The following is a 25,709-nucleotide window of genomic DNA, read 5'->3' on the forward strand; positions in this document are numbered from 1 at the left end:
TGCATTCAAGAAGTTGACGTGCCCAAGTCATTGACGCCCGGAGTGTCGTCACTTAAACCATTCCTGAGAGCGCTCTCACGCCTCTCGCACCCTCTCTCCTCCCCTCTCAGGAGGCACTCCCCCATGAGCACGAGCAGCCTCACCGCGGTGGCTCCGAATCCGCCGCGTCGCAAGCGCAGAGCCGTCCTCGCCGCTCTGTCCGCCGCAGCCCTCGCACTCGCCGGGCTCACCACGGCCGTCGCCGCGCCGCAGGCACGGGGCGACGTACCGCCCGCACCCGGCTGGAACCTTCAGTGGAGCGACGACTTCACCGGTCCCGCCCGGTCCCTGCCCTCGTCCGCCGACTGGCAGATCGACACCGGCCACGGGTACCCCGGAGGCCCCGCGAACTGGGGCACGGGTGAGATCCAGAACTACACGGACTCCCCCGACAACGTGAGCCTCGACGGCTCCGGCAATCTGCGCATCACACCGCTCCGCGACAGTGCGGGCGACTGGACCTCCTCCCGCATCGAGACGCACCGGGCCGACTTCAAGGCTCCCGCGGGCGGCACGCTGCGGATCGAGGGCCGCATACAGATGCCGAACGTCACCGGCGACGCGGCGCTCGGCTACTGGCCGGCCTTCTGGGCGCTGGGCTCGCCCTACCGGGGCAACTACTGGAACTGGCCGGGCATCGGCGAGTTCGACATCATGGAGAACGTCAACGGGATCAACTCCGTCTGGGGCGTGCTGCACTGCGGCGTCAACCCGGGCGGCCCGTGCAACGAGACCACCGGCCTCGGCGACAAAGAGGTGTGCCCCGGGGCGAGTTGCCAGTCCGCCTTCCACCGGTACGGCTTCGAGTGGGACCGGAGCACCTCCCCCAACGAGCTGCGCTGGTACGTCGACGACCAGCTCTTCCACTCCGTGAACGCCGACCAGGTCGGTGCCTCGACATGGGCGCAGATGACCGACCACGCGGGCTACTTCCTGCTCCTCAACGTGGCCGTCGGCGGCGCCTTCCCCGACGCCCTCGCGGGCAAGACCCCGACCGCGGCCACGGTCCCCGGCCACCCCATGCTCGTCGACTACGTCGCCGTCTGGACCCGTGGCGGCGGAGGCGGCACCCCGACGGATCCGCCCACCGACCCGCCCGGCGGCGGCGGTTCGTCCACCCTCAGTCTCCGGGCCGGCGGCGAGCTCGGAGCCGCCGCCGGCTCGGCCTCCACCACCACCCTCGCCTCCGCGGGCGGCGCCAACCACGACGGCGCCCCGCACACCCCGCAGACCTTCACGGCCTCCGGGATCACCAAGAAGTACGACGGCGGGTCCACCGGGTTCGACCTGTTCGTCGACGCGGGGAGTGCGGTCGGCAACGGCCAGCAGATGAGGGTCAGTTACGACCGTACGGGCGACGGCAGCTGGGACAGGACCGAGACCTACCAGTACTTCGCCACCGACCCCGTCACCGGCTACGAGCACTACACCCAGGACAAGGGCCTGAAGGCGTCCACCGGATCGCATGGCGACCTCGTGAACGGCAAGGTCCGCATCGAGGTCTGGAACGCCATCGGCAACGGCTCCAGCACGCTCGGCACCGGCAACCAGTCCACCGTCCGCATCCCGTACGAGTGACCGGGGAGGCACCATCATGCGACGGATCCTGGCGGCCGTCGCCGCCACTCTCTTCCTTCTGACCACGGCGTGCACGAGCAGCGGCAGTCCTTCCGGCGGGCACGAGCACCACCGGCAGAAGCAGCAGCACGCGGCGCACGCCTACCGGTTCACCCATGCGCAGACGGCCGCGATCACGGCACAGGCCGCCGCCCCCGTCCGGGGCAGCGAGTTCCGCGCCGAGTGCTACTCCAGCCACCGCAAGGGCGACGACCCGATCGTCTTCCCCGGGGAGGCCGGCCGGTCCCACATCCACGAGTTCTACGGCAACAGGACCGCGAACGCCTCGTCGACCCTGGAATCGCTGAGCGCGGGCACCACCAACTGCTCTCCCCAGGTCGACCTCTCCTCGTACTGGACACCGACCCTCTACAAGAACGGCGCTCCGGTGGCTCCCGAGAAGGTCACCGTCTACTACCAGGGCATCACCGACCACACCCGCGCCGTCGCGCATCCGCGCGGACTGCGCTACGTCGTCGGCAACGCCCTGGCCACCGATCCCGACCAGAATCCGGCGGCCCGCTGGTCCTGCGTGGGACAGGCCGCCTCCAGCCGGGACTTCATGAACTGCCCGGCCGGAACGAAGCTGGAGAACTACCTGGACTTCCCGACCTGCTGGGACGGGAAGAACCTGGACAGCAAGAACCACCGCGACCACATGGCGTACGCGACGGGCCAGACGTGCCCGTCCACGCACCCCGTGGTCGTGCCACGGCTCGAACTACTCATCACGTATCCGGTCAACGGCGGCGGACTCGGCCTCGCGGGCACCCGCAACGGCACGAACGTCACCGATGCTCCCGGCTACACCTTCCACGGCGACTTCTTCAACGCCTGGGACGAGAACGAGCTGAAGCGGCGCGTCACCACCTGCATCAACGGTGGCTACATCTGCGGAACGGACGGCAATCCGATCGAGCAGTGAGCCCGCACCCCGGCCCGGTGCCCCCGCGTTCCACTCCCGTTACGGGAGCCGGGCGCGGGGGCGCCGGTCATGATTCCGAGCCGTACCAGACCGTCGTCGCGTTGCAGAACTCGCGGATGCCGTGGCCGGCCAGCTCGCGCCCGTAGCCGGAGCGCTTCACGCCGCCGAAGGGATAGCCGGGGTGCGAGGCGGTCATGCCGTTGAAGTAGACGCCTCCGGCCTCCATGTCCCGTGCGCAGCGCTCCTGTTCGGCCGCGTCCCGTGTCCACACGTTGGAACTCAGGCCGAACGGGGTGTCGTTGGCGACCTCCAGCGCCTCGTCCAGGTCCGCGACCCGGTACAGCGTGGCGACGGGGCCGAACGCCTCCTCGTAGTGGATGCGCATCTCGGGGGTGATGTCGGCCAGGACCGTGGGCTCGTAGAACCAGCCGGAGGGCTGCTCCTCGGGACGGTCGCCGCCGCACAGAACCGTCGCGCCGCGCCCGCGCGCGTCGTCCACCAGCTCCTCCAGGGACCGCCTGCCCTGCTCGCTGGAGAGCGGGCCCACGTCCGTGGCCTCCTCCATCGGGTCGCCGACGGTCAGGGAGGACATGGCCTGGACGAAGCGCGAGACGAAGGCGTCGTAGACGGCGTCGTGCACGATGAAGCGCTTGGCCGCGATGCAGGACTGCCCGTTGTTCTGCACCCGGGCGGTGACGGCGACCGGTACGGCGCGGTCGAGATCGGCCGAGGGCAGCACCACGAACGGGTCGCTGCCGCCGAGCTCCAGGACGGTCTTCTTGATGACGTCACCGGCGATCGAGGCGACGGCACGGCCCGCGGGCTCGCTGCCGGTGAGCGTGGCGGCGACGATACGCGGGTCCCGAACGATGTCGGCGACCGCGTCGGAACCGATGAGCAGTGTCTGGAAGCAGCCCTCGGGGTAGCCGGCGCGGTGGAAGAGGTCCTCCAGGTAGAGCGCGGTCTGCGGCACGTTCGAGGCGTGCTTGAGCAGCCCGACGTTCCCGGCCATCAGCGCGGGGGCGGCGAACCGTACGACCTGCCAGAGCGGGAAGTTCCAGGGCATGACGGCGAGGACGGGGCCGAGGGGGCGGTAGCGCACGAGGACCCGGGAGGCGCCGGAGTCCTTCGCATCGCGGTCGCGAGGGTGCTCGTCGGCGAGTTCCTCCTCCGCGTGCTCGGCGTACCAGCGCATCGCCTTCGCGCACTTGGCGGCCTCGGCGCGCGCCGCCTTGAGGGGCTTGCCCATCTCCAGCGTCATGGTCCGCGCGATGTCGTCCTGGTCCTCCTCCAGAAGGCCGGCCGCGCGCAGCATCAACTCGGCCCGCCGGGCGAACGGCGTCAGCCGGTGCTCCCGGAAGGCGCGGTGCGCGCGATCCAGCCGGGCCTCGATCTCTTCGCTGCCGAGGGCGTCGAAGGATTTGAGCGTTTCCCCCGTGGTCGGGTTGACGGTCGCGATCGGCACGGGAATCCCTCCTCGGGCGGCGGTCTGGGGAAGCCACGTACGGGAGCCGTGCGCGACATCGGGGTGTCAACTCGCGGGTGACCCGCTCCTCCGTTTCTACTCCCGCCCCGGAGGTTCCGCTTCCGCTGTGGGCCGGGGCGGGGACGTCCGTGTGCCGGCGCGACGGCCGGTGGGGCAGCGCCTCCTCCCGTGACAGGGGTGGCGGAAGTGACGCGGTACGGGCGAGGCCGTCCGGGGGAGGCACGCGGGCGGTTCGTGCGGCCGGTCATGCGCCGGAGGCCGTACGGACCGAGGTCGCCGAGGCCGTGCGCGCCGGGACCGCCGGCCCGGCGGAAGCGCCGGAGCAGCGCCTCGCCACGGGCCTCCCGGTCCGGAGGGGGCTGAGCAGTGCTCTGCCAGGGCTGCCCGGACGGTCCGGTCCGGTTCTGTCCGGTCCGCCTCTGTCCGGTCCGGTCCGGTCCGGTCAGAAGCTCCAGCGCAGCACAGCACCCAGTCCGCCGGACGGGCCCCGCATGCTCTGGGGCACCAGCAGGACGTCGGCGTCCGCCCCGGCGGCGGACCGCATCAGCGCGTCGTCCGCCCGCGCCCGCTCGGGCCGGGCTACGCCCATCGAATGAGCCTCGGCGCGCTGTACGGCGATCTGGTCCGGGCCCGGTCCGATCCATACGTCCCGTGCCGCGTCGGAGGCGGCCTCGGTCATCAGCATCGTCTCCACCTGGTGGCTGCGGGCGGCGTCCACGACGGCCGGTACGCCTTCGGCCGCCCCGCCGGGCCCGGTGTCAACCGCCCCGGAGGGCCCGGACCGGTGGTCGCCGGGGCGCCCCCGTCCGACACGGAAGCGTTCGAGGGCGCTCTCCAGCCGGCCGAGCGCCTGCTCGCCCCGCACGTCGGTGATCCGCCGGTCGAGCTGTTCGTTGTGGGTGGAGGACCTGCTGCCGCGTTCGACCCCGACGGTCACCGCCTGGATCTGCTCGGGGAGTTGGCCGTGCACGGCCCTGCGCTCACGCGGGTCGCCGACCAGCACCAGCACCTCGGCCCCGTTCTCCGGCCAGCGGCGGGTGAGCTCGGCGGCGATCAGTTCGGCGTTCTCCTGCCAGACGTTCTCGGTCTTGTTCCGGTAGTGCCACTCGTACCGGTCCTCGGGGATGCTGCGGTGCGCCCGCCACTCGCGCCCCTCGGCGCGGCCCACGGGCAGGCGGCGGAGGGAGTCGCGGAACTCCAGGTCCGCCCCGGTGCGGTCGATGTACGCGATCACGCAGGGCGGCAGGTCGTCGACCAGGCCGACGAGCGGCGAGGTGTGCGGCAGCGTCGACCAGGCCGCCTCGCCGATGAGGGGTGCCCTGACGAGCGGGATGTCGAGGACGACCTCGGCGCCTGCGGCGAAGAGCGCGCGCCCCGGCGGCGTGCCGGAGACCTGCTCCTCGGCGAGCGTCCGCATCAGGGCCCTGGTGGTGTACGCGTCGGCGCCCTCGTCGATCAGCCGGTCGGCGACGGCGCGCTCGCGCAGCCGCTGCTGTGCGGGGGCGTCCTCCGTACTGCGCGTGGTGTCGATGTACACCGAGGCCCAGGGGCCCGGACGGTCGAAGAGCGGCTTGAGAAAACCGAGTTCCATGATCTCCCCTTGGCTCGGGGACGGTGAGTATTTCCAGACTAGGCCGATGTGCCGGATGTGCCGTTCTTGCGGAGGAATCTGCGGAGCCGGTCCAGCGGCCAGGTGTTGATCACGTCCTCGGCCGTGAGCCAGCCGCGTTGTGCGGTGCCCACCCCGTATCGCAGGTAGGAGAGGTGGAGCGGGGCGTGGGCGTCGGTGTTCACGGCGAACTTCACACCGTGTCGCCTGGCGCGCAGGATGTGCTCGTCGGACAGGTCGAGACGGTCGGGGTGGGAGTTGATCTCCAGGGCGGTGCCCGTCCGGGCCGCCGCGGCGAACACCGCGTCGAGATCGATGTCCAGCCCGGGCCGCTTGCCGATCATCCGGGTGGTGGGATGGCCGATGATGTTGACCTCCGGGTTCTCGCAGGCGGTGATATAGCGCCGGGTCAGGGCGGCCCGGTCCTGGTTGAAGTGCGAGTGCACGGACGCCACACAGAGGTCGAAGCCCTGGAGGAACTCCTGCGGCCAGTCGACGTTCCCGTCCGGGTCGATGTTCAGCTCGGTGCCGTGCAGCAGGCGCATCTTCCGGTGTTTACCGTCGAGTTCACGGACCCGTTCGCGCTGGGCCAGGATCTTCTCGTCGGTCATCCGCTGCATGTAGAGGTTGGGTGCGTGGTCGGTGATCGCGAAGTAGCGCAGGCCGCGGCGGGCCGCCGCCTCGACCATCTCCTCCAGCGTCGCGAGGCCGTCGGTGAGGCTGGTGTGGGAGTGCAGGTCGCCGCGGATGTCGGGCTCGGTCAGCAGATCGGGCAGCTCGCCCCTGAGCCCGGCTGCGACCTCGCCGCGGTCCTCGCGCAGCGTCGGCGGGATCCAGGGCAGGCCGAGCCGGGCGTAGACCTCCTCCTCGGTCTCGGAGACGATCTTCTTGCCGCTCTTGGCGTGGAACAGGCCGTACTCGGAGAGCTTGAGCTTGTGGTGGACGGCCATCTCGCGCGTGCGGATGTTGTGCGCCCTCGAACCGGTGAAGTACTGCAGACCGGCGCCCCAGGAGTCGGGCGGCACGACCCGCAGGTCGACCTGGAGCCCCTTGGTGGTGCGGATGGAGGTCTTCTTCGCACCGTGCGCGATGACCTCGGCGGTCTCGGCGAGCGCGGTGAAGGCGTCCATGAACGGCTCCGAGCGGTCGGCCGCGACCAGGATGTCCACGTCGCCGACGGTCTCCCGCATACGGCGGAGCGAGCCCGCGTACGTGCAGTCCTCGCAGCCGTCGACCGCCGACATCCGGGCCACGATCTCCTCGGCGACCTCCATGGCGACATTGATCGGCACCCGGTCGCCGGCGGCCTGCATGAGCCCGATGCCGTGGAGGATGTTCTCCTCGGTCCGCGGGCCGAAGCCCTTGAGGTCGCGCAGCCGCTCTTCGTGGATGGCGTCGAGCAGCTCGGGCACGGAGGAGATGCGCAGATCCTCGTAGAGGGTCATGGCCTTCTTGGGGCCGAGGGTGGGGATGCTCATCAGCTCGCGCACGCCGGCGGGGATCCTGGCCCGCACCTCCTCGACGGAGGGCATGATCCCGGTGCGCAGATATTCGAGGACCTTGTCGGCGATGGACTTGCCGACGTTGGGGATCTCGCGCAGGCCTTCGGCGTCGAGCGTGGATACGTCGGCGTGATAGCCGCCGATGGCCCGTGCGGCCTTCTCGTAGGCGCGGGCCTTGAACGCGTCTCCGCCGGTGATCAGGACGAGGTCCGCGTATTCCTGCAGCAGGGCCTCGACGTTCTCGTTGGGCCGGACCACACGGTCATTTTAGGCCGGGCCCGCCCCGCGGGCCTCCGCAGCGGCGGGCCCGCGAGGTCCGGCACCGGGCTTCACATGGCCAGATGCGCGCGGAGATGCGTGACTTCCTCGATCTCCACCCCGGCCTTGGCGAGAAGCTGGCGCGCCAGGTCGTTCAGGGCCCTGGCGGCCGCGATCTCCTCGCCGACCCGTGGTTGTTCCGGGTCGTCGGGGTGCTTGTTGGCGCGCCCGTGCGCCCGGATTTCCGTGCCGTCCTGAAGCCTGAGAAGGGCGGCGGCCTCGGTCTTGTTGTCGACCTCGCGGAACTCCATGTCGACATGCCAGCCGACGGTGGTGTCCATGGCGTTCACCTCCAGCGTCACTTTCCAGCATGCGCCTTGGCGTGGGGCAGGAACCAGTCCCGGGCGAGCTCGCAAACGGTCTCCATCGCTCCGGGCTCCTCGAAGAGATGCGTGGCCCCGGGGACGACCTCGAGCCGGTTCTCGCACATCAGCCGTGCGTGGGCCTGGCGGTTGACGTCGACGACGGTCTCGTCCAGGCCGCCGACGATCAGCAGGGTGGGCGCCCGTACGCCGTCGAGCCGCGGCCCGGCGAGATCGGGCCTGCCGCCCCGGGAGACGACGGCGAAGACGGGCTCGCCCGGGGGCGCCTCGCCCCCGGCGGCCTCGTCACGGCCGGTGGCCGTACCGATGTCCGTGCGGGGGTCCATGCCGGTTTCCATGCCGGTTTCCATGCCGGTGTCCGCCGTGGCACCTGCCGTCGCGGCGTCGTCCGCGGCGGCCCAGAGGGCCGCGGCCGCGCCCGTGCTCGCCCCGAAGTAGCCGACGGGAAGCCCGTACTCCCGGCGCACCATGCGGGTCGCCGCGATGAGCCGGCGGGCCAGGGTCTCGATGTCGAAGACGTTCGCGCGGTCCCGCTCCTCCTCCGGCGTGAGCAGGTCGAAGAGGAGGGTGCCGAGACCCGCTTCGCCGAGGGCGGCGGCGACGGCGCGGTTGCGCGGGCTGTGGCGGCTGCTGCCGCTGCCGTGCGCGAACACGACGATGCCGGTGGCGTCCGGCGGCAGCACGAGGTCGCCGGGGAGGACGACCCGGTCCGGCATCACGGGGATCTCGACGTCCCTGCTCAGCGGGGACGGCGGATCCACGGCCCGGGCGGCACCCTGCGGCTCCAGGTCCGCGGCCCTCCGGTCCAGCAGATCGACGACCTCCTCGTCCGCGGTCTGGGAGAAGTCCTCGTACCACTCCCCCACGGCGAAGAAGGCCGCGGGCGTGGACAGGCACACCAGTTCGTCCACGGTGCCGCGCAGGTTCTCCGCCGCGTCAGGCGGTGCGACCGGTACGGCCAGAACGACCCGTTCCGCCCCCTGGGCCAGGGCCACGCGACAGGCCACCGCGGCGGTGGCCCCGGTCGCGATGCCGTCGTCCACCACGACCGCCGTGCGGTCCTCCAGCGGGAGGCGCTCCCTGCCGCGGCGGAACTGCTCGGCCTGCCGCAGGAGTTCCGCCTCCTCGGCGCGCTCGACGGCGGCGAGCGCGTCGTCGTCGGCCCGGCTCATGGCCGCGATGTGCTCGTGCACGATCCGCACCCCGTCCTCGCCGATGGCGCCGAAGCCCAGTTCGCGGTGGGAGGGGACGCCGAGCTTGCGGACCAGGATGACGTCCAGCGGGGCCCCGAGCGCACGGGCGACCTCGTACGCCACGGGCACACCGCCGCGCGGCAGCCCGAGCACGACGGGACTCTCATCTCGCAGGTGAGTCAGCTCGGCGGCCAGCAGTCGGCCCGCTTCGGCGCGGTCGGTGAACACGGTGCACCCCCAGCCCGGGGAGACGAGGAAACCCCGCAGGACTGGTCACGTCCCTGATAGTCCGACTCCATCCCAAAACGACCGAACATGCAAACGGCCGACCGGGGCCCTCGGTCCCCCGACGGTTCCGCCCCGGTCCCCGCAGGTCGGGCTCCCCGGACCCGCGCCGTTCGGGCCTCGCCCCGGTAGTGCCCACACCCCCTACGCCTCGAGCGCAGCCCGGATCCGCGCGGCGACCTCGGCCGCCTGCTCCTCGTCGGCGTACGTCGTCCGGGGCCAGAAGAAGCCGCGCAGCCCGTCCTTCCGGTTGCGGGGCACGACGTGCACGTGGAAGTGCGGTACGGACTGGCTGACCCGGTTGTTGGCGGCGACGAACGATCCGGCGGCCCCCATCGACCGTTCCACCGCGCCCGCGATCCGACGGACCCGGCCGAAGAACGGCCCCACGTCCGCCTCCGGCAGATCGGTGAGCGTCTCCACATGCCGCCGCGGCACCACCAGGACGTGCCCCGGGAACAGCGGCCGGGTGTCGAGGAAGGCCACCGCCGTCCCGTCGTCGAGGACCCGGTGGCTCGGCACCTCGCCGGCGACGATCCCGCAGAAGCGGCAGCCCGCCGCACCTGTACCCACTCCGCACTCCCCTCCGCTCCACCGTCCCCTCCAGTCAACTCTCCGCGGGCTCGCCCCGCCGCCCCGTACGCCCGCCCCGCACCGTGCCGTGCCCGCGCCTCCGCTCGCATCAGTGACCGCCCCGGAGCACCCTGGAGGCATGGAGAACGCCGCAGACCACCCCGATCCGGACTACCCGGTCGTCGTGGCCCCGTTCGAGACCGACGCCCGGTACCGCATCGTCCATCTGGAGGGCCTCGGCTGGGAGCCCCTGGAGCGCGAGGAGTTCGAGATACGGGTGCGGGATGTGTTCCCCGACATCGATCTGGACGACCCGGAACAGGTCTACTGGACGGACCGGCCCGGCGAGTGGCCCGCGTGGCACCCGGGCGAGGCGTGAGCGGCCCGCCGACGGCCGCCGACCGCGAGCGCGCACGGGAGCGGGCCCGCCAGGAGGCGGGGGAACTGTCGGCCGAGGGCATCCGCCGTATCGCGTTGACCTGGGTGGACAACGCGGGCATCACCCGTACGAAGGCCCTGCCGACCGGCCGTCTCGCGCGTGCCGCCCGATGGGGCGTCGGCATGTCCCCGGTCTTCGATGTCTATCTCGTCGACGACTCCGCCACGACCAGCCCTCATATCGGCGGCCCGGACGGCGACCTGCGGCTCTTCCCCGACCTCGACCGGCTGACCTCGCTGTCCGGGCAGCCCGGCTGGGCCTGGGCCCCGGTCGACCGGTACGACCAGGAGGGCGTCCCGCACCCCGGGTGCCAGCGGCTCTTCGCCCGCCGCATGGCCCGCCTCGCCGCGGACCGCGGGTTCGAACTGCGCATGGGGTTCGAGACGGAGTGGGTGGTCACCCGCGGCGACACGGCGGGGGCCGGACTGCGCTACCCCACCGAGGGCCCGGCATACGGCATGACCCGGCTCGTGGAGCTCTCCGAGTACGTGGGTGACCTCCTCGACGCCCTGATCGCGCAGCGCGTGGAGGTCCTCCAGATCCATCCCGAGTACGCGCCGGGGCAGTTCGAGGTGTCCGTCTCACCCGCGGACCCGGTCGGTGCGGCCGACCTCGCCGTGCTCGTACGGGAGACGGTGCGCGCGGTGTCCGTACGGCACGGGCTGGCGACCTCGTTCGCGCCCACGGTCGAGCCCGGCGTCGTCGGCAACGGCGGTCATCTGCATCTGAGCCTCTGGCGGGACGGGATCAACCTGTGCCGGGACGGCGACGGCCCCTGCGGGATGACCACGGTCGCCGAGGGCTTCCTGGCCGGTGTGCTCCGCGCCCTGCCGGCGCTGCTGGCGATCGGGGCACCGTCCCCGGCGAGCTATCTGCGGCTCGAACCCTCCCGCTGGGCCGGGGTGTTCCAGTGCTGGGGACCGGAGAACCGCGAGGCCGCCATCCGTTTCGTACCGGGTGCGCCGGACGATCCCGCGGGCGCGAACGCCGAGGTCAAGTGTTTCGACTCGGCCGGCAACCCGTATCTGGTCACCGGCGCCGTCATCGCCGCCGGCCTGGACGGCGTGGACGCGGGGCTCGCGCTGCCACCGCCGGTGGCGGGCGACCCGGTGCACGCGGAGCGGGTGCCGCGGCTGCCGATGTCGCTGCCGGAGGCACTGCGGCACTTCGAGGACTCGGCCGTGCTGCGGGAGGCCCTGGGCGAGGCGCTGTTCGGGGCGGTCGCCGCGGTGCGCCGGGCAGAGGTGGAACTGTTCGCGGGGGCGGGTCCCGAGCACATCGCGGCCGCCACCCGCTGGCGGTACTGAGGCGGCGGGGACGGTGGGGACGGCGGTACCGGAGCCCGGGGAGCCGGTCCGCGATGCGCCGCCGGGCTCGGCTCCGCGGCTGCCGCCCCTGGTGGACCAGCACGGCCACGGCATCGTCCGCTCCGGCCTCGACGCGGCGGCGTTCACCTCGTATCTCACGGAGTCCGATGTCCCGGCCGCGCCCGGCACCTCGTACTTCGACACCCAGCTCGGCTTCGCGGTCCGGCGCTGGTGCCCGCCGCTCCTGGACCTCGAACCGCACTGCCCGCCCTCGGTCTACGTCGCCCGGCGGCTTGAGCTGGGCGCGGACGAGGTGGCCCGGCGGCTGCTGCGGGCGACCGGGATCGCCTCCTATCTGGTGGACACAGGGCCGTCCGGCGATCTGACGTACGCGCACGAACTCGCCGAGCTGGCCGGGGCGTCGGCGCGCCGGATCGTCCGTCTGGAGCTGCTGGCCGAGGAGACGGCCGACGGGGCACGGACCGCGGAGCCCTTCCTCGACGACCTGGCGGAGGCGGTCCGGACGGCGGCGCGGACGGCGGCCGGCTTCAAGTCCGTGGTCGCCTACCGGTACGGGCTCGACATCGCTCCGGACCCGCCCGACCCGGCCGAGGTGCGCGAGGCGGCCCGGCGCTGGCTCGACGGCCGGGCGACGGGCGGCCGGATGACCGACCCCGTGCTGCTGCGCCATCTGCTGTGGTCCGCGGCGCGGACCGGGCTCCCGCTGCAGTTCCACACCGGGTTCGGCGATCCGGACGTGACCCTGCACCGCAGCGACCCGCTCCTGCTGACCGACTTCATCCGGGCCGTCCGTTCCACCGGCTGCCCGCTCGTCCTGCTGCACGGCTACCCGTACCACCGGGGCGCGGCCTACCTCGCCAACGTGTACCCGCATGTGTACGCCGACGTGGGCCTCGCGCTGAACCACACCGGGGCGCGGGCCGGTGCCGTCCTCGCCGAGGTGCTGGAGCTGGTCCCGTTCGGCAAGCTCCTGTTCTCCACCGACGCCTACGGGCTGCCCGAGCTGTACGTCGTCGGGGCGCGCCTCTTCCGCGAGGCCCTGACCGGCCTGCTGACCCGCTGGACCGCTTCGGGAGCCTGGTCCGCGGCCGACGCGGAGCGGGTGGCGGCCATGATCGGAGCGGAGAATGCACGCCGCGTCTACGGGCTGGAAGTGTGACGGACGGCATTACCCCACATATGCGTTGAGCAAACCTCGCACGCGCCGCGTGTGTGAGGGTGAAGAATCAGCGCTCGGGGGTCCCCTCGACGCGTGAGCAGGAGACCGGAAGAACCGGAAGAAGGTGTTGCGGGATGCGTCCCGATTGCTCGTACGGCACCAGCGGTGGCGAGTTGGCGGTTCCGATGGCGTGGATGTACGCGGAGTACATCGCCGACGAACTGCTGCGGACCGGTGACCTCATGCCCCCGACGACCTTCGAGTTCCGGGCCGGCCGGGACGCCCTGGCCCTGACCATCTTCCTCTCCGACACCGAGGGCGAGCTGTCCGGCATCCGCGTCATCTCGCAGATGGAGCACTGGCGTTCGCTCACCTCCCACGACCAGCCGTGGGAGGAGTGGGTCCGCGAGCGGCTGGCGCATCTCGAGCAGGAGGACCTCGGCCAGGACGACCCGAGCCCCGACCTCCGGCTGGCCAGGGACGCCTGGCGGTGGCTGGACGAGACCGAGCTGCTCGCCGCCGACCTGGACGCGCCCGGCCCATGGAGCGACGCCGGTCTCGACTCCTGCGAGGAGGACGCGCCGAAGGTGTGGATCCCCGCGTGGCAGCTCGGGCTGCCGCTCGGGCACCTGGCCATCCACCTCTTCTGAGGTTTCTGACACATCTGTCAACTCGCTCGCCGCTCCGTTGAGCCGATCGCCCCTCCGTTGCGTACCTGATGGCGGACAAGGAGCGATGAATGAGAACGCAGCAGCATCTCGCCACAGGCGCCTATGCGCTGGGCATCATGGACCCGGCCGACGCCTGGCATTTCGAGGCGCACCTGGACGAGTGCGCGACCTGTGTGGCGCAGCTCCGCGAGTTCGCCGGCATCGAGACGCTGCTCGCGGGTCTCGCGGCGACATGGCCGCCGGGGGAGACCTGGTTGCCTCAGCCCAGCCACGGACTGCTGGACCGGGTCACCGGCGAGGTGGCCACAGCCCGGCGGGCCGGCCGGAAACGGCGGCTGTACCTGGTCGCGGCGGCCGCCGCGCTGGTCGTCGGCGGCTCCGTGGTGGGCGGGCTCGCCGCGTCCGGACCCGGCCCGGCTCCACCCGCCGACCCCGGCGAGAAGGTGCTGGCCGTGAACGAGAAGGTCCGGCACACGGACACCTCGAGCGGTGTGTCCGCGATGGTCTCCATGACGCAACGGGTCTGGGGGACGGACGTCGGGATCGAAGTCCGGAATGTCCGTGGCCCGTTGACGTGCACCCTCGTCGCCGTCGGCAAGCACGGCGAGGAGGAGACCGTCTCCACCTGGTCCGTACCGGAGCGGGGCTACGGCGTTCCCGGCACGATCACCGAGAACAAGGCTCTCCGTTCGGAGGGCGGCGCCGCCATGGACCGCCGGGACATCGACCGGTTCGAGGTCCGGACGCTCGACGGGAAGCGCCTGGTCGCGGTCGACGCATAGGGCACCGCCCCTCCCGGGGCGATGCCCGTACGCGGCGGATGCCTCTCCGCCGGCTCCGCGTGGAGACTTCCGCGAGCCGTCGCCCGGGAGCACGACTCCCCGCGGAGACTCGGCGCCTCACCGGCTCTCGGGAAATCACCACGTCAGCGAGGTCTCAGCACCTCGGCAGCCCCGGGGACTCAGCGCCTCAGTGCCCGAAGGCCGACAGCAGGCGCTCGGCCGCGAGGGTGGCCGTCAGCGTCCCGTCCCGCACCTGCTGTTCGAGCTCCGGCGCCAGGCGGCGTACCTCGGGGTCGTCCCGCAGACGGGCCAGAAGCTGTTCGCGGACCATCGACCAAGTCCAGTCGACCTGCTGCTCCCGCCGCTTCTCCGCCAGCCGTCCGGTCGCGTCCAGCACTTTGCGATGCTGTTCCAGACGGTCCCAGAGCGTGTCGAGTCCGGTCCCCTCCCGCGCGCTGCAGGTGAGCACCGGCGGGTTCCACTCGGCGTCCTGCGGCTGCAACAGCCGCAGCGCGCCCGCCAGTTCGCGGGCCGCCGACTTCGCGTCCCGCTCGTGGGGGCCGTCGGCCTTGTTGATGGCCACGATGTCCGCGAGTTCCAGCACGCCCTTCTTGATGCCCTGGAGCTGGTCGCCGGTGCGTGCCAGGGAGAGCAGCAGGAAGGTGTCGACCATGTTCGCCACGGCCGTCTCGGACTGGCCGACGCCGACAGTCTCGACCAGCACCACGTCGTAGCCCGCCGCCTCCATCACGACCATCGACTCGCGGGTGGCCCGGGCGACACCGCCCAGCGTGCCCGCGCTCGGCGAGGGCCGGACGAAGGCCGCGGGGTCCACCGCCAGCCGTTCCATCCGCGTCTTGTCGCCGAGGATGGAGCCGCCCGTACGGGTGGATGACGGGTCGACGGCGAGGACCGCGACCCGGTGTCCCTGTCCGGTCAGGAGCGACCCGAGCGCGTCGATGAAGGTCGACTTGCCGACACCGGGAACCCCGCTGATCCCGACCCGGCGCGCGGCACCGGTGTGCGGGAGCAGCTCGATCAGCAGCCGCTGCGCGGCCTCCCGGTGATCGGCACGGGTGGACTCCACGAGGGTGATGGCCCGGGCGACATGCGCCCGGGACCCCTCCAGCACGCCCTTGGCGTACGCGTCGGTGTCGATGGTCCGGGTCCTACGGGCAGTCATGGGCTCACAGCTCGTGGCCGAGGACCCCGGCGAGGGCCTTCAGCAGGTCGTAGGCGGCGTCGGGGATGACCGTGCCGGGCGGGAAGACCGCGGCGGCGCCCATCTCCTTCAGCGTCTCGACGTCCTGGGGCGGAATGACGCCGCCGACCACGATGGTGATGTCCTCCCGGCCCTGCGCGGCGAGTTCCTCGCGCAGCGCGGGCACCAGCGTCAGATGCCCCGCGGCCAGCGAGGAGACCCCGACGATGTGCACGTCGGCCTCCACCGCCTGACGCGCCACCTCGGCCGGTGTCTGGAACAGCGGGCCGACGTCGACGTCGAAGCCCAGGTCCGCGAAGGCCGTGGCGATCACCTTCTGGCCGCGGTCGTGCCCGTCCTGGCCCATCTTGGCGACCAGGATCCGCGGACGGCGGCCCTCCTCGCGCTCGAAGGCCTCGACAAGCGCCCGGGTGCGCTCCACTCCGGACGACGGTCCGGCTTCCTCCCTGTACACACCGGAGATGGTACGGATCTGGCCGGAGTGCCGTCCGTACACCTTCTCCAGGGCGTCCGAGATCTCGCCCACGGTCGCCTTCGCGCGGGCGGCGTCGACGGCCAGCGCGAGCAGATTGCCCTCCAGGCCGGCGCCCGGTCCGGACTCGGCGGCCCGGGTCAGCGCGTGCAGCGAGGCCTGGCACACGGCCTCGTTGCGCTCGGCGCGCAGCCGCTTCAGCTTCTCGATCTGCTGGGCGCGCACCGAGGTGTTGTCGACCTTGAGGACCTCGATCTCCTCATCGCCGCCGACCCGGTACTTGTTGACCCCGATGACCGGCTGGCGCCCGGAGTCGATACGGGCCTGGGTGCGGGCCGCCGCCTCCTCCACGCGCATCTTGGGGATGCCCGCGTCGATCGCCTTGGCCATGCCGCCGGCCGCCTCGACCTCCTCGATGTGCTGCCACGCCCGCCGCGCCAGGTCGTGCGTGAGCCGCTCGACGTAGGCACTGCCGCCCCACGGGTCGATGACCCGGCAGGTGCCCGACTCCTGCTGGAGCAGGAGCTGGGTGTTGCGGGCGATACGGGCCGAGAAGTCGGTCGGCAGGGCCAGCGCCTCGTCGAGCGCGTTGGTGTGGAGGGACTGGGTGTGGCCCTGGGTGGCGGCCATGGCCTCCACGCAGGTGCGCGCCACGTTGTTGAAGACGTCCTGCGCGGTGAGCGACCAGCCCGAGGTCTGCGAATGGGTGCGCAGCGACAGCGACTTGGCGTTCTGCGGCTCGAAGCGCTTGACGAGCTTGGCCCACAGCAGCCGTGCCGCGCGCAGCTTGGCGACCTCCATGAAGAAGTTCATGCCGATCGCCCAGAAGAAGGAGAGCCGGGGCGCGAACGCGTCCACGTCCAGCCCTGCCTCGCGCCCGGCGCGCAGATACTCCACCCCGTCGGCGAGCGTGTACGCCAGCTCCAGGTCGGCCGTGGCCCCGGCCTCCTGGATGTGGTAGCCGGAGATGGAGATGGAGTTGTACCGCGGCATCTTCTGCGAAGTGAAGGCGAAGATGTCGGAGATGATCCGCATCGAGGGCAGCGGCGGATAGATGTAGGTGTTGCGGACCATGAACTCCTTGAGGATGTCGTTCTGAATGGTCCCGGCCAGCTTCTCCGGCGGTACGCCCTGCTCCTCCGCGGCGACGATGTAGAGCGCCAGCACGGGCAGCACCGCGCCGTTCATCGTCATCGACACGCTCATCCTGTCCAGCGGGATGCCGTCGAAGAGCTGCCGCATGTCGTAGATCGAGTCGATCGCCACGCCCGCCATGCCGACGTCGCCGGTCACGCGCGGGTGGTCGCTGTCGTAGCCGCGGTGGGTGGGCAGGTCGAAGGCGACCGACAGGCCCTTCTGGCCGGCCGCGAGGTTGCGGCGGTAGAAGGCGTTGGACTCCTCGGCCGTGGAGAAGCCGGCGTACTGACGCACCGTCCAGGGCTGGTTGACGTACATCGTCGGGTAGGGCCCGCGCAGATACGGGGCGATGCCCGGGTACGTCGCGAGGAAGTCCAGGCCCTCCAGGTCCTCGGAGGTGTAGAGCGGCTTGACGCCGATGCCCTCGGGGGTGTCCCACACCAGGTCGTCGTCCGCCTTGCCGGTGGACTCCTTCAGCGCGGCGCGCCACTGGTCGCCGGTGACGGCCGGGGTGTCCCCGCCCGGGTCCAGGTCGACGCCGGTGAAGTCGGGGATCGTCGCGGGCTCTCCCGCCTTGCCGTGCATCACGCCACTCCCATGTCGTCGAGGGCCGCGGTCAGGGCCGCGACCGCGTCGGCGCCCGCGTACAGGAACGTCCCGATCCCGGCGGCCTCGTAGGCGGACCGCTTCTCCCCCGGCCTTCCCGCCAGCTGGATGCGGGTGGCACCGGCGGCGGTGAGCTCGGCCGCGACCTGCTCGGCCCGCTCCGCGTACACCGCGTCGCTGGAGCAGAGGCAGACGGCCCGGGCGCCGCTGGCGGCGAAGGACTCGGCGAGCGGGCGGCCGTCCTCGGCCGGAACGGGCTCGATGCCGCCCGCCTGGAAGAGGTTGGCGGCGAAGGTCGACCGCGCGGTGTACGCGGCGGGCGACCCCAGGTTCGCCAGGAACACCTTGGGCCGGGCACCGGTGGCGGTCAGATGTGCGTCGGAACGGGCCCGCAGCACCTCGTACGCCTCGTCGCGGCGCACCACCGGGAGTCCGCCGGACGGGCGGGCGGGCGCGGGCTCGCGCTCCACGGGCCGCTCGGCCAGGAACGGGAACTCGCTGACGCCGGTGACCGGTTCGCGGCGGTGGGCCAGGTCCTCGGAGCGGCGCTGCCAGGTGGTGCCGATCCGCTCGGCGATGACGCCGGCGCGCAGGGCGGCCGCCTGGCCGCCCGCCCGCTCGATCCGCTGGAACCACGACCAGGCGGCACGCGCCAGCTCGTCGGTGAGCCGCTCCACGTACCAGGAGCCGCCCGCCGGATCGATGACCTGTGCGAGGCGGGACTCCTCCAGCAGGATCGAGGAGGTGTTGCGGGCGATCCTGCGGGCGAGAGCGTCGGGCAGGCCGAGGGCGCTGTCGAAGGGCAGCACGGTGACCGCGTCCGCGCCGCCCACCCCGGCGCCGAGCGTGGCCACGGTCGTACGGAGCATGTTCACCCACGGGTCCCGACGGGTCATCATCACCGGGGACGTCACGGCGTGCTGGCGCTGCGCGGCGGCGGCCGGGCTCACACCGCACACTTCAGCGACGCGGCCCCACAGGCGGCGCGCGGCGCGGAACTTGGCGATCGTCAGGAACTGGTCGGCGGTGGCGGCATAGCGGAACTCCAGCTGCCCGCAGGCCGCGTCCGCCGAGAGCCCGGCCTCGGTCATGTCGCGCAGATACGCGACGCCGGTCGCCAGGGAGCAGCCCAGCTCCTCGGCGGGCGAGGCACCGGCCTCATGGTACGGCAGGGCGTCGGCCACCAGGGCCCGTACACCGGGGTAGTTGTGGTCGCAGCGCCCGGCGAGCGCGGCGGCGGCCGCGGACCGGCGCGCGAGGTCCTCGTCCTCTCCCGTACGGGCGAACAGGCCGAGCGGGTCGGCCCCGAGGTGGCCGAGCGCGGCCTGCGGGGCGACGCCGCGCTCGTCGTAGAGACGGAACAGCTCGCGCGCCGCGGGCTCGAAGTCGGCGCCGGGTTCGAGGACGACGGGCGCGAGGTCGAGGTAGACGCCGTCGAGTGCTTCCGGGAGTTCGGCGACCGGCACCCCGGCCCCGCCGACGGTCAGCCATACGGAGGTGACGCCGTTCTCGAGGTCGCCGAGCAGCGCCTCGTTGGACCGCTTGGCGTCCGGATGCGTATGGCGCTGGCGCACGTCCCACCCGGACACCGCGGTGCCCGCTGCCCCGCCGCCCCGCAGGAACGGCGGGAAGCCCGGATAGCCGGGGTCGCCGGGGCCGTCCTCCGCGGTGTACAGCGGGCGCGTGGTGAGCCCGTCCTCGAGCTCGGTGGAGAGGGTGTCCTCTGCCGCGGTGTCCGAGACGTCCGCACCCGATTTGCGCAGCACGCCCTCCACGAGGCTCTGCCACTGCTTGCGGGGCGCGTCCGGGAACTCGGCGGCCAGGGACAGCCCGTCGTCAGGCAGGACCGTCATAGGGGGAAGGCTAGGGGAGTTAGCCCCCGTGGCAGCAGGTCACACGGCTGTGACCTTGCCCTCGTTCGATGAACACATCACTCGTACGGCAGACTCGGAGCGTGCGAAACATCCTCGTGATCGGTATCGGAGCGGGCGACCCCGACCATCTGACCCTGCAAGCCGTGAAAGCCGTCGAAAGGGCCGATGTCTTCTTCGTCCTCGACAAGGGGCAGGAGAAGGCGGATCTGGTGGAGTTGCGCCACGAGATCCTGGCGCGGCATGCCGGTGACCGGCCGTACCGGCTGGTGGCCGCCCGGGACCCGGAGCGCGACCGCAGCGCCCCGACTCCCGGATACGCGCCCGCAGTCGACGACTGGCGCCGGCGCCGGGCGGACATCTGCGAGGGGCTGATCCGCGACGAGTTGGGGGACGGCGAGTGCGGGGCGTTCCTGGTGTGGGGCGACCCGGCGCTCTACGACAGCACGATCGCGATCCTCGACGACATCCTCGCCCGGGGCGCGGTGTCCTTCGCCTACGAGGTCGTCCCCGGCGTCAGCAGCGTCTCGGCCCTGGCGGCCCGGCACCGTACCGGCCTGAACCAGGTGGGCCGCCCGGTGCGCATCACGACGGGACGCCGGCTCACGGAGGAGGGCTTCCCCGAGGACGCCGACGACGTGGTGGTGATGCTGGACGCGCACCAGGGCTACCTCGGCCTGCGGGAGGAGGACCTGCACATCTACTGGGGCGCGTACGTGGGGACGCCGGACGAGATCCTGGTCGCGGGCCCGCTGGCGGAGGTCGCGGACCGCATCGCGCAGGCGCGCTCGGAGGCGAGGGCCCGCAAGGGCTGGATCATGGATACCTATCTGCTGCGCCGCCGCCGGTAGGGGCGGCGACACGGCCCGCACGCCGCCGGCCACCGCGTCGCCCGGCCTTTCTTGACTCCGGCTGCGTTGCGGAAGTTGATGCAAGCATGAGGGCCAGAGGTGAGGAGCAGCCGCTGACCATCGGCGAACTCGCCGAACGGTTCGGGCTCCGCCATCACGAGCTGCGGCACTGGGAGGCGACCGGTCTGCTGGATCCGGCCCACCGGGTGGGCCGGCGTCGCCAGTACACCGAGCGGCATGTCGCCAAAGTCGCGCTGATTGTCCGCTGGAAGGCCGCGGGCTTCAACCTGGAGCAGCTGCGGTCGGTTCTCGACGCGCGCGGTCCGGACGACCGCCATGCGCTGCTGCGCCGCCACCACCGCGAGCTGGAGGACCGGATCCGGCAGGTCGAGGCGTCGAAGGAGCTGATCGAGCATGCCCTGGAGTGCTCGGCCGAGGACTTCACCGAGTGCCCCGAGTTCCGCCGACTGGTCGAGCGAATGTGACGATTACGGGTATACGTCACGGAGCAGGTGATTGACGACGCACGAGTGATGGCGAGGTCGCGATGACCGGTATCCAGAACAAGGCGTACGAAGCCACCCCCGCAGGTCAGGGCGGAGAATCCACCGCCCAGAGCCCCGGCAAGACATCCTTCGACGAGATCTACGACCTTCCGGATCCGCGGGGCTACTTCCGCACGCTGAGGCCCCTCGAGTACCAGATCCCGCACCACGCCCAGCGCATCTTCCGGCGGCTGCTCGCCGCCCACACCCCGGTCACCGGGCGTGATGGCCCGGTGACGGTCCTCGACCTCTGCTGTTCGTACGGCGTCAACGCCGCTCTCCTCAACCACGACGTGACGCTGGGCGACCTGTACGAGCGCTACACCAACGACCGCAGGTCCCGGCTGAGCACCGCCCGGCTCGCCGAGGAGGACCGGACGTTCTACGGCGCCCGCCGGCTGCCGCACGGCGCCCGCGTGACCGGACTGGACGCGGCGCGCCACGCTGTCGCGTACGGGCGCGCGTCCGGGCTGCTGGGCGAGGGCTTCGGGGAGGACCTGGAGCACGACGAGCCCAGCCGGGAGCTGACCCGGGCGCTGGAGCCGGTCCGGCTGATCACGGTGACGGGCGGCATCGGCTACATCACCAGCCGCACCTTCGAGCGGCTGCTCCCCCACATCGCCGGGCCGGTGTGGGTGGCCGCGTTCGTGCTCCGTACGGTCTCCTACGGGCCCATCGTCGACACCCTGGCCGGCGCCGGACTCGTCACCCAGAAGGCCACCTCGCGGACCTTTCCGCAGCGCCGCTTCAGCGACCCGGACGAGCAGCGCAACGCCGTCGAGGCGGTCGAGGCCGCGGGCCTGTCACCGGCCGGCAAGGAGAGCGCCGGCTACTACCACGCCGACCTCTACCTCTCCCGTCCCACGGCGCACGCGGCCGCCTTCCCGGTCTCCGATCTGCTGGAGGAGGGCTGACGGCGTGCCGCAAGGGGCGCGGCGGACGTGGGCCTGGGCGGTCGAGCGGCCGGGCCCGATCGCCTCCGGCCCGCTCCGCCGCCGCGAGCGCACCGTCCCCGCCCCGGGCCCGTACGAGCTGCTCCTCGAGGTGGCCGTCTGCGCCGTCTGCCGTACGGACCTGCACCTGGCGGAGGGCGATCTGCCGCCCCGCAGGCCGGGCTGCACCCCCGGCCACCAGGTGGTCGGGCGCGTCGCGGCCGCCGGCTCCGCGGTCCGGGACGTCTTCGCCGGCGACCGGGTGGGCGCGGCCTGGCTGGCGGGCACCTGCGGTACATGCCGCTTCTGCCGTTCCGGCCGGGAGAACCTGTGCCCGGAATCGCGGTACACCGGCTGGGACATCGACGGCGGCTACGCGGGACTCGTGCTCGTCGACGCCCGCTATGTCCACCGGCTGCCCGCGGGGTGGGGCGACGAGGAGGTCGCCCCGCTGCTGTGCGCCGGGATCATCGGCTACCGCGCCCTGCAGCGCGCGGAGTTGCCGCACGGGGGACGGCTGGGCCTGTACGGGTTCGGTGCCTCCGCGCATCTGACCGCCCAGCTCGCCGTCGCGCGGGGGGCGACCGTGCACGTCGTCACCCGCTCCCCCGCCGCGCAGCACATGGCGCGCGATCTGGGGGCGGCCTCCGCCGGATCCGGTCCGCCTCCCGAACCCCTGGACTCCGCGATCCTGTTCGCGCCGGCCGGGGACCTCGTACCGGTCGCGCTGGCGGCTCTGGACCGGGGAGGGACCCTCTCCGTGGCCGGGGTGCATCTGACCGGCATCCCGCAACTGGACTACGAGCGGCATCTGTTCCAGGAGCGGACCGTGCGCAGTGTCACCGCGAACACCCGCGAGGACGGGCGGGCGCTGCTGGCCGAGGCGGCGCGGCTGCGTCCCGCGGTGCGGCTCGCGCGCTACCCGATGGACCGGGCGGACGAGGCGCTCGCCGACCTCGCCGCGGGCCGGGTCACCGGCGTGGCGGTGCTGATTGCCTGATCCATGTCTGCTCCCAACTCCCTTGCTCACAACATCCAGTGACGAGTCATCAGCACCTGGGGACCATCGGTCGGCGGCCTCCTGACACCCCGGCAACTGCCGGTTAAGTTGCCCGGCACAACTACCGTCCGGAACCGGGCTGGTGCCCTCCGTTCCTGCCGTGGCAAGATGTTCTACGCGGGTTGGTACGACTTAACTGACCGTGAATCGCAGGCAGCGGACGCTGGGAGAAGGTGAAGATGCCGGTCGGGGACAGCGCATCGCCGAAGGCTGCGGGGTCGCCGCTCGCTCGCCGGCTCAACTACCTGTTCACGAACATGCATCCACCGGGATCCCCGTACACGAACGCATTTGTGGCCGAGGAGATCAGCCGCGGAAGCGAATACGGCGGCGTCACGCTCACGGAGCAGTATCTGTCGATGCTGCGCAATGGCAAGCGGGGCAATCCGAGCCCTGAAGTCCTGCGCGCGCTCGCCAAGTTCTTCGCCGTGCCGGTCGGCTATCTCCTGGGCGACCTCTCGGAATCGCAGGCGGAACGGGTCGAGGAGGAGGTCCAGTTCCTCGTCGCCATGCGCGACCAGCGGGTGCGCGCCATCGCTCTGCGCTCGGTGGGACTTCCGCCGGAGGTGCAGGACAGCCTGACCGACATCATCAGCCAGTTCCGCCGGCAGATGAATCTCCCGGACAGCCGGCCGGAGTCCGGGGGTGATGCCTCACATGGAGGTCGATGAGGTGGACCGGGCCCGGACCGGGCTCTTCCACGAGTGGCGGCGGATCGGTGACGAGGAGGGTGCGGGTGTGCGAGTCGGAGGAATGCGCAGACGGTGCAAGCAGCTCATCAAGGGGCTGAGCCTGCCGGCGTCCACCGATCTGCAGGGGCTGTGCGATGTGGTCGCGCGCCGTGTCTCGCGCTCCATCCACCTGGTGCCGATGAGCCTCGACGGGGTGGTCTCCGGCATGACGGCCACCACCGAGGACGGCTACTGGATCTTCTACGAGCTCAAGACCTCGCCTTGGCACCAGGTCCACATCGTGCTGCATGAAATCGGCCATCTTCTGCTCGGCCACGAACAGGACCCCGCCGTCACCGAGGACGCCCTGCGCGTCTGGACGCCCTCGGTCGACGTGGCCACGGCGATGCGCCGTATGGGACTGACCATGGGCTTCGCGCGGCACCACTGCTACGACAACGTCACCGAACGCGAGACCGAGGTGCTGGGCACCTTGCTGATGGAGCATGTCGTGCCCTCGTCCGTGGACGAAGGCCCCCCGCTGCAGGGCCAGGCGGCGGAACTCGCGGCCCAGCTCGGCCCGGCGCTCCAGCACGTACGCCGCACGAGAAGCGCTGGCCCGGACGGAATCGGCAGCGGCGCGGACGGGAGCGGCAGCGGCAGCGGCAGCGGCAGCGGCGCGGACGGGAGCGGCGCGGACGGGAGCGGCGACCTCCGGGTAACCGGCCACGCGTCGCCCGACGAGGGCGGGGACGCCCGTGTTTGACGTCATCTACCTCTGTTTCGGCGCGATCGCGTGGGCCATCGTCGCGTACAAGACGCGGGCCTGGCTGCGCGATCGCAGGAACGCCGACCTCGGGCTGACCTGTGTCATGACGGCCGGTGTGGCGACGGTCTTCCTGCTGTCCGCGCCCAGCGTGTACCGCGCGTTCGACCAACTGACCGGCGTGGCCAACCTCGCGATGGTCTTCCTCTACTCGTCGGTGGTGCAGTTCGCCATCGGCGCCCTGGTGCTGCTGCTGCGCTGGACCGGCGGTACGAGCGAGGAGGAGCGCGCCCGTACGGCCCGGCGGGCGTGGACCGTGGTGGCCGTCGTCGGTGCGGTGTGGACCGCGGCCGTCGTCTGCTTCGCCGTCGGCCGCCCGGACTCCGTCGAGCATCCGCGCGACTTCAGCACGGCCTACGCGGACGCACCCGGCGTCGTCGCCTTCCTGGTGATCTATCTGGCCATCTTCGGGACCGGTCTCGCCGCACTCGGCGTCCTCTGCCCGCGGTACGCCGGGCGGCTTGACGGCTCCTGGCTCGCCCGCGGTCTGCGGGTGATCGCCGCCGGCTGCTGGCTGGGGCTGCTGTACTGCGCCTGCAAGCTGACCGGCTTCGTCTTCTCCTGGACGGGCCGCGAGCTGTACTGGCTCTCCAACGGCGTTGCGCCGATGAGTGCTTCGGTCGCCGCGCTGCTGGTCCTCACCGGGTTCGCGCTGCCCGCGATCGGTCCCCGGGTGTCGGCCTGGCGCAGGCTGCGCCGTCTGGAGCCGCTGTGGCGGACCGTCACCGCGGACGCCCCCGAGGTGACGATGGAGCAGCGCTCCTGGCCGGCGCTGTGGCCCTTCGCCGATGTGGAGTGGCGGGCCAACCGGCAGATGGCCGAGATCCGGGACGTCCAGCGCGGCATCCGGCGCTATGTCGAGGCGGAGGCCCTCGGCCTCGCGCGCGCCAAGGGCACGGAGGCCGGGCTCGACGACCGCCGGCTCACCGCGCTGGTCGAGGCGTCGGCACTCCGCCGCGGCCTGCAGAACCAGGCCGTCGGCCACGTACCGGCGCAGAGCGCGGACAGCGTCGTGGTGACCATGGGCGCCGATCCGGCCGAAGAACACGAGCACTTGGCACTTGTCGCGGACGTCTACCGGCTGCCTCTGGTGGACGACGTCCTCGACACCCTGCGGGAACGGAGCGCGGCACAACCACAGTGACCGCGGCGCCCTGAGCGAGGTGGCCCTGGACGGGGGTCTGGGCCACCTACGTCACGGGCGGCGTCGGGGAGGGAAGGATCCCCGGCGCCGCTCCTGCGACGACGGAACGGCCCGGGGCACACC

Annotated in this window: 23 protein-coding genes; 14 read left to right on the plus strand and 9 right to left on the minus strand. The window is 71.9% G+C overall.

Features of this window, described 5'->3' with window-relative positions; translation table 11 throughout:
* The first annotated feature begins 123 nt into the window (after positions 1-123).
* Entirely contained in the window at positions 124-1,617 is a 1,494-nt protein-coding gene (locus ACGFNH_RS16640) for a glycoside hydrolase family 16 protein (RefSeq protein ID WP_393654226.1), read from the plus strand.
* A gap of 16 nt (positions 1,618-1,633) precedes the next feature.
* The gene (locus ACGFNH_RS16645) at positions 1,634-2,581 is read left to right on the plus strand and encodes a DUF1996 domain-containing protein (RefSeq protein WP_393654228.1); all 948 of its coding nucleotides are present in this window, start codon (positions 1,634-1,636) and stop codon (positions 2,579-2,581) included.
* 67 nt (positions 2,582-2,648) lie between these two features.
* On the opposite strand, the gene ACGFNH_RS16650 is transcribed toward ACGFNH_RS16645, so the two are convergent.
* From ACGFNH_RS16650 to ACGFNH_RS16675, 6 genes are all read right to left on the minus strand, one after another.
* Positions 2,649-4,046, minus strand: coding sequence for an NADP-dependent succinic semialdehyde dehydrogenase (locus tag ACGFNH_RS16650; protein ID WP_393654230.1), 1,398 nt, complete (start codon positions 4,044-4,046; stop codon positions 2,649-2,651).
* Between the two features lie 463 nt (positions 4,047-4,509).
* Entirely contained in the window at positions 4,510-5,658 is a 1,149-nt protein-coding gene (locus ACGFNH_RS16655; protein ID WP_393654232.1) for a hypothetical protein, read from the minus strand.
* A 38-nt stretch (positions 5,659-5,696) separates the two neighbouring features.
* Positions 5,697-7,436 carry a DNA polymerase/3'-5' exonuclease PolX gene (gene polX, locus ACGFNH_RS16660; protein WP_393654234.1) on the minus strand — a complete coding sequence of 580 codons (1,740 nt, stop codon included), beginning with the start codon at positions 7,434-7,436 and terminating at the stop codon, positions 5,697-5,699.
* A gap of 71 nt (positions 7,437-7,507) precedes the next feature.
* The gene (locus ACGFNH_RS16665; RefSeq protein ID WP_393654493.1) at positions 7,508-7,777 is read right to left on the minus strand and encodes a DUF1876 domain-containing protein; all 270 of its coding nucleotides are present in this window, start codon (positions 7,775-7,777) and stop codon (positions 7,508-7,510) included.
* 17 nt (positions 7,778-7,794) lie between these two features.
* A complete protein-coding gene (locus ACGFNH_RS16670) occupies positions 7,795-9,240 on the minus strand; it encodes a phosphoribosyltransferase family protein (RefSeq protein ID WP_393654236.1) in 1,446 nt (481 codons plus the stop codon).
* A 201-nt stretch (positions 9,241-9,441) separates the two neighbouring features.
* Positions 9,442-9,870, minus strand: coding sequence for an HIT family protein (locus ACGFNH_RS16675; RefSeq protein ID WP_393654238.1), 429 nt, complete (start codon positions 9,868-9,870; stop codon positions 9,442-9,444).
* 139 nt (positions 9,871-10,009) lie between these two features.
* Here ACGFNH_RS16675 and ACGFNH_RS16680 point away from each other — a divergent pair, with 139 nt between their 5' ends.
* The 5 genes from ACGFNH_RS16680 (at position 10,010) to ACGFNH_RS16700 (ending at position 14,249) form a co-directional block, all read left to right on the plus strand.
* Positions 10,010-10,249, plus strand: coding sequence for a hypothetical protein (locus ACGFNH_RS16680; RefSeq protein WP_393654240.1), 240 nt, complete (start codon positions 10,010-10,012; stop codon positions 10,247-10,249).
* On the plus strand, positions 10,246-11,616 hold the full coding sequence (locus tag ACGFNH_RS16685) for a glutamine synthetase family protein (protein ID WP_393654242.1): 1,371 nt from the start codon (positions 10,246-10,248) through the stop codon (positions 11,614-11,616). The genes ACGFNH_RS16680 and ACGFNH_RS16685 overlap by 4 nt, the downstream gene beginning before the upstream one ends.
* Before the next feature lie 13 nt (positions 11,617-11,629).
* Positions 11,630-12,796, plus strand: a complete 1,167-nt coding sequence (locus ACGFNH_RS16690; RefSeq protein ID WP_393654244.1) for an amidohydrolase family protein — start codon at positions 11,630-11,632, stop codon at positions 12,794-12,796.
* Positions 12,797-12,930: 134 nt separating this feature from the next.
* Positions 12,931-13,446: a hypothetical protein gene (locus ACGFNH_RS16695; RefSeq protein ID WP_393654246.1), complete on the plus strand. Its 516-nt coding sequence runs from the start codon at positions 12,931-12,933 to the stop codon at positions 13,444-13,446.
* Between the two features lie 89 nt (positions 13,447-13,535).
* On the plus strand, positions 13,536-14,249 hold the full coding sequence (locus tag ACGFNH_RS16700; RefSeq protein ID WP_393654247.1) for a zf-HC2 domain-containing protein: 714 nt from the start codon (positions 13,536-13,538) through the stop codon (positions 14,247-14,249).
* A 187-nt stretch (positions 14,250-14,436) separates the two neighbouring features.
* Here ACGFNH_RS16700 and meaB read toward each other — a convergent pair whose 3' ends face one another.
* Genes meaB through ACGFNH_RS16715 form a run of 3 tightly spaced genes read right to left on the minus strand, consistent with a single transcriptional unit; the run spans position 14,437 to position 19,539 of the window.
* Positions 14,437-15,432 (minus strand): methylmalonyl Co-A mutase-associated GTPase MeaB, encoded by a 996-nt coding sequence (gene meaB, locus ACGFNH_RS16705; protein ID WP_393654249.1) that lies wholly within the window; start codon positions 15,430-15,432, stop codon positions 14,437-14,439.
* A gap of 4 nt (positions 15,433-15,436) precedes the next feature.
* Positions 15,437-17,665 (minus strand): methylmalonyl-CoA mutase, encoded by a 2,229-nt coding sequence (scpA, locus tag ACGFNH_RS16710; protein WP_393654251.1) that lies wholly within the window; start codon positions 17,663-17,665, stop codon positions 15,437-15,439.
* On the minus strand, positions 17,665-19,539 hold the full coding sequence (locus ACGFNH_RS16715) for a methylmalonyl-CoA mutase family protein (protein WP_393654253.1): 1,875 nt from the start codon (positions 19,537-19,539) through the stop codon (positions 17,665-17,667). Before ACGFNH_RS16715 ends, scpA begins: the two co-directional genes overlap by 1 nt.
* A gap of 101 nt (positions 19,540-19,640) precedes the next feature.
* Here ACGFNH_RS16715 and cobF point away from each other — a divergent pair, with 101 nt between their 5' ends.
* The 7 genes from cobF to ACGFNH_RS16750 all read left to right on the plus strand — a co-directional run bounded on the left by cobF (position 19,641) and on the right by ACGFNH_RS16750 (position 25,586).
* Positions 19,641-20,408 (plus strand): precorrin-6A synthase (deacetylating), encoded by a 768-nt coding sequence (gene cobF, locus ACGFNH_RS16720; protein ID WP_393654255.1) that lies wholly within the window; start codon positions 19,641-19,643, stop codon positions 20,406-20,408.
* Positions 20,409-20,494: 86 nt separating this feature from the next.
* Entirely contained in the window at positions 20,495-20,893 is a 399-nt protein-coding gene (locus ACGFNH_RS16725) for a MerR family transcriptional regulator (RefSeq protein ID WP_393654257.1), read from the plus strand.
* Between the two features lie 62 nt (positions 20,894-20,955).
* Positions 20,956-21,867 (plus strand): hypothetical protein, encoded by a 912-nt coding sequence (locus ACGFNH_RS16730; RefSeq protein ID WP_393654259.1) that lies wholly within the window; start codon positions 20,956-20,958, stop codon positions 21,865-21,867.
* A 4-nt stretch (positions 21,868-21,871) separates the two neighbouring features.
* Positions 21,872-22,885: a zinc-binding alcohol dehydrogenase family protein gene (locus ACGFNH_RS16735; protein ID WP_393654261.1), complete on the plus strand. Its 1,014-nt coding sequence runs from the start codon at positions 21,872-21,874 to the stop codon at positions 22,883-22,885.
* Positions 22,886-23,124: 239 nt separating this feature from the next.
* Entirely contained in the window at positions 23,125-23,616 is a 492-nt protein-coding gene (locus ACGFNH_RS16740; protein ID WP_393654495.1) for a helix-turn-helix domain-containing protein, read from the plus strand.
* Positions 23,603-24,382, plus strand: coding sequence for a hypothetical protein (locus ACGFNH_RS16745; protein WP_393654263.1), 780 nt, complete (start codon positions 23,603-23,605; stop codon positions 24,380-24,382). The genes ACGFNH_RS16740 and ACGFNH_RS16745 overlap by 14 nt, the downstream gene beginning before the upstream one ends.
* Positions 24,375-25,586: an MAB_1171c family putative transporter gene (locus ACGFNH_RS16750; protein ID WP_393654265.1), complete on the plus strand. Its 1,212-nt coding sequence runs from the start codon at positions 24,375-24,377 to the stop codon at positions 25,584-25,586. The genes ACGFNH_RS16745 and ACGFNH_RS16750 overlap by 8 nt, the downstream gene beginning before the upstream one ends.
* The last annotated feature ends 123 nt before the right edge of the window (positions 25,587-25,709 follow it).

The organism is Streptomyces sp. NPDC048639 (genome assembly GCF_043199075.1).
Taxonomy (GTDB): Bacteria; Actinomycetota; Actinomycetes; order Streptomycetales; family Streptomycetaceae; genus Streptomyces.

Bases quoted from the DNA above. Each gene is read 5' to 3' on its own strand.
- ACGFNH_RS16740 (WP_393654495.1), top strand. From the start codon at position 23,125: ATGCCGGTCGGGGACAGCGCATCGCCGAAGGCTGCGGGGTCGCCGCTC.
- ACGFNH_RS16725 (WP_393654257.1), top strand. From the start codon at position 20,495: ATGAGGGCCAGAGGTGAGGAGCAGCCGCTGACCATCGGCGAACTCGCC.
- ACGFNH_RS16655 (WP_393654232.1), bottom strand. From the start codon at position 5,658: ATGGAACTCGGTTTTCTCAAGCCGCTCTTCGACCGTCCGGGCCCCTGG.
- ACGFNH_RS16640 (WP_393654226.1), top strand. From the start codon at position 124: ATGAGCACGAGCAGCCTCACCGCGGTGGCTCCGAATCCGCCGCGTCGC.
- ACGFNH_RS16745 (WP_393654263.1), top strand. From the start codon at position 23,603: ATGGAGGTCGATGAGGTGGACCGGGCCCGGACCGGGCTCTTCCACGAG.
- ACGFNH_RS16700 (WP_393654247.1), top strand. From the start codon at position 13,536: ATGAGAACGCAGCAGCATCTCGCCACAGGCGCCTATGCGCTGGGCATC.
- ACGFNH_RS16695 (WP_393654246.1), top strand. From the start codon at position 12,931: ATGCGTCCCGATTGCTCGTACGGCACCAGCGGTGGCGAGTTGGCGGTT.
- ACGFNH_RS16645 (WP_393654228.1), top strand. From the start codon at position 1,634: ATGCGACGGATCCTGGCGGCCGTCGCCGCCACTCTCTTCCTTCTGACC.
- ACGFNH_RS16730 (WP_393654259.1), top strand. From the start codon at position 20,956: ATGACCGGTATCCAGAACAAGGCGTACGAAGCCACCCCCGCAGGTCAG.
- ACGFNH_RS16665 (WP_393654493.1), bottom strand. From the start codon at position 7,777: ATGGACACCACCGTCGGCTGGCATGTCGACATGGAGTTCCGCGAGGTC.
- ACGFNH_RS16680 (WP_393654240.1), top strand. From the start codon at position 10,010: ATGGAGAACGCCGCAGACCACCCCGATCCGGACTACCCGGTCGTCGTG.
- meaB (WP_393654249.1), bottom strand. From the start codon at position 15,432: ATGACTGCCCGTAGGACCCGGACCATCGACACCGACGCGTACGCCAAG.
- ACGFNH_RS16715 (WP_393654253.1), bottom strand. From the start codon at position 19,539: ATGACGGTCCTGCCTGACGACGGGCTGTCCCTGGCCGCCGAGTTCCCG.
- scpA (WP_393654251.1), bottom strand. From the start codon at position 17,665: ATGCACGGCAAGGCGGGAGAGCCCGCGACGATCCCCGACTTCACCGGC.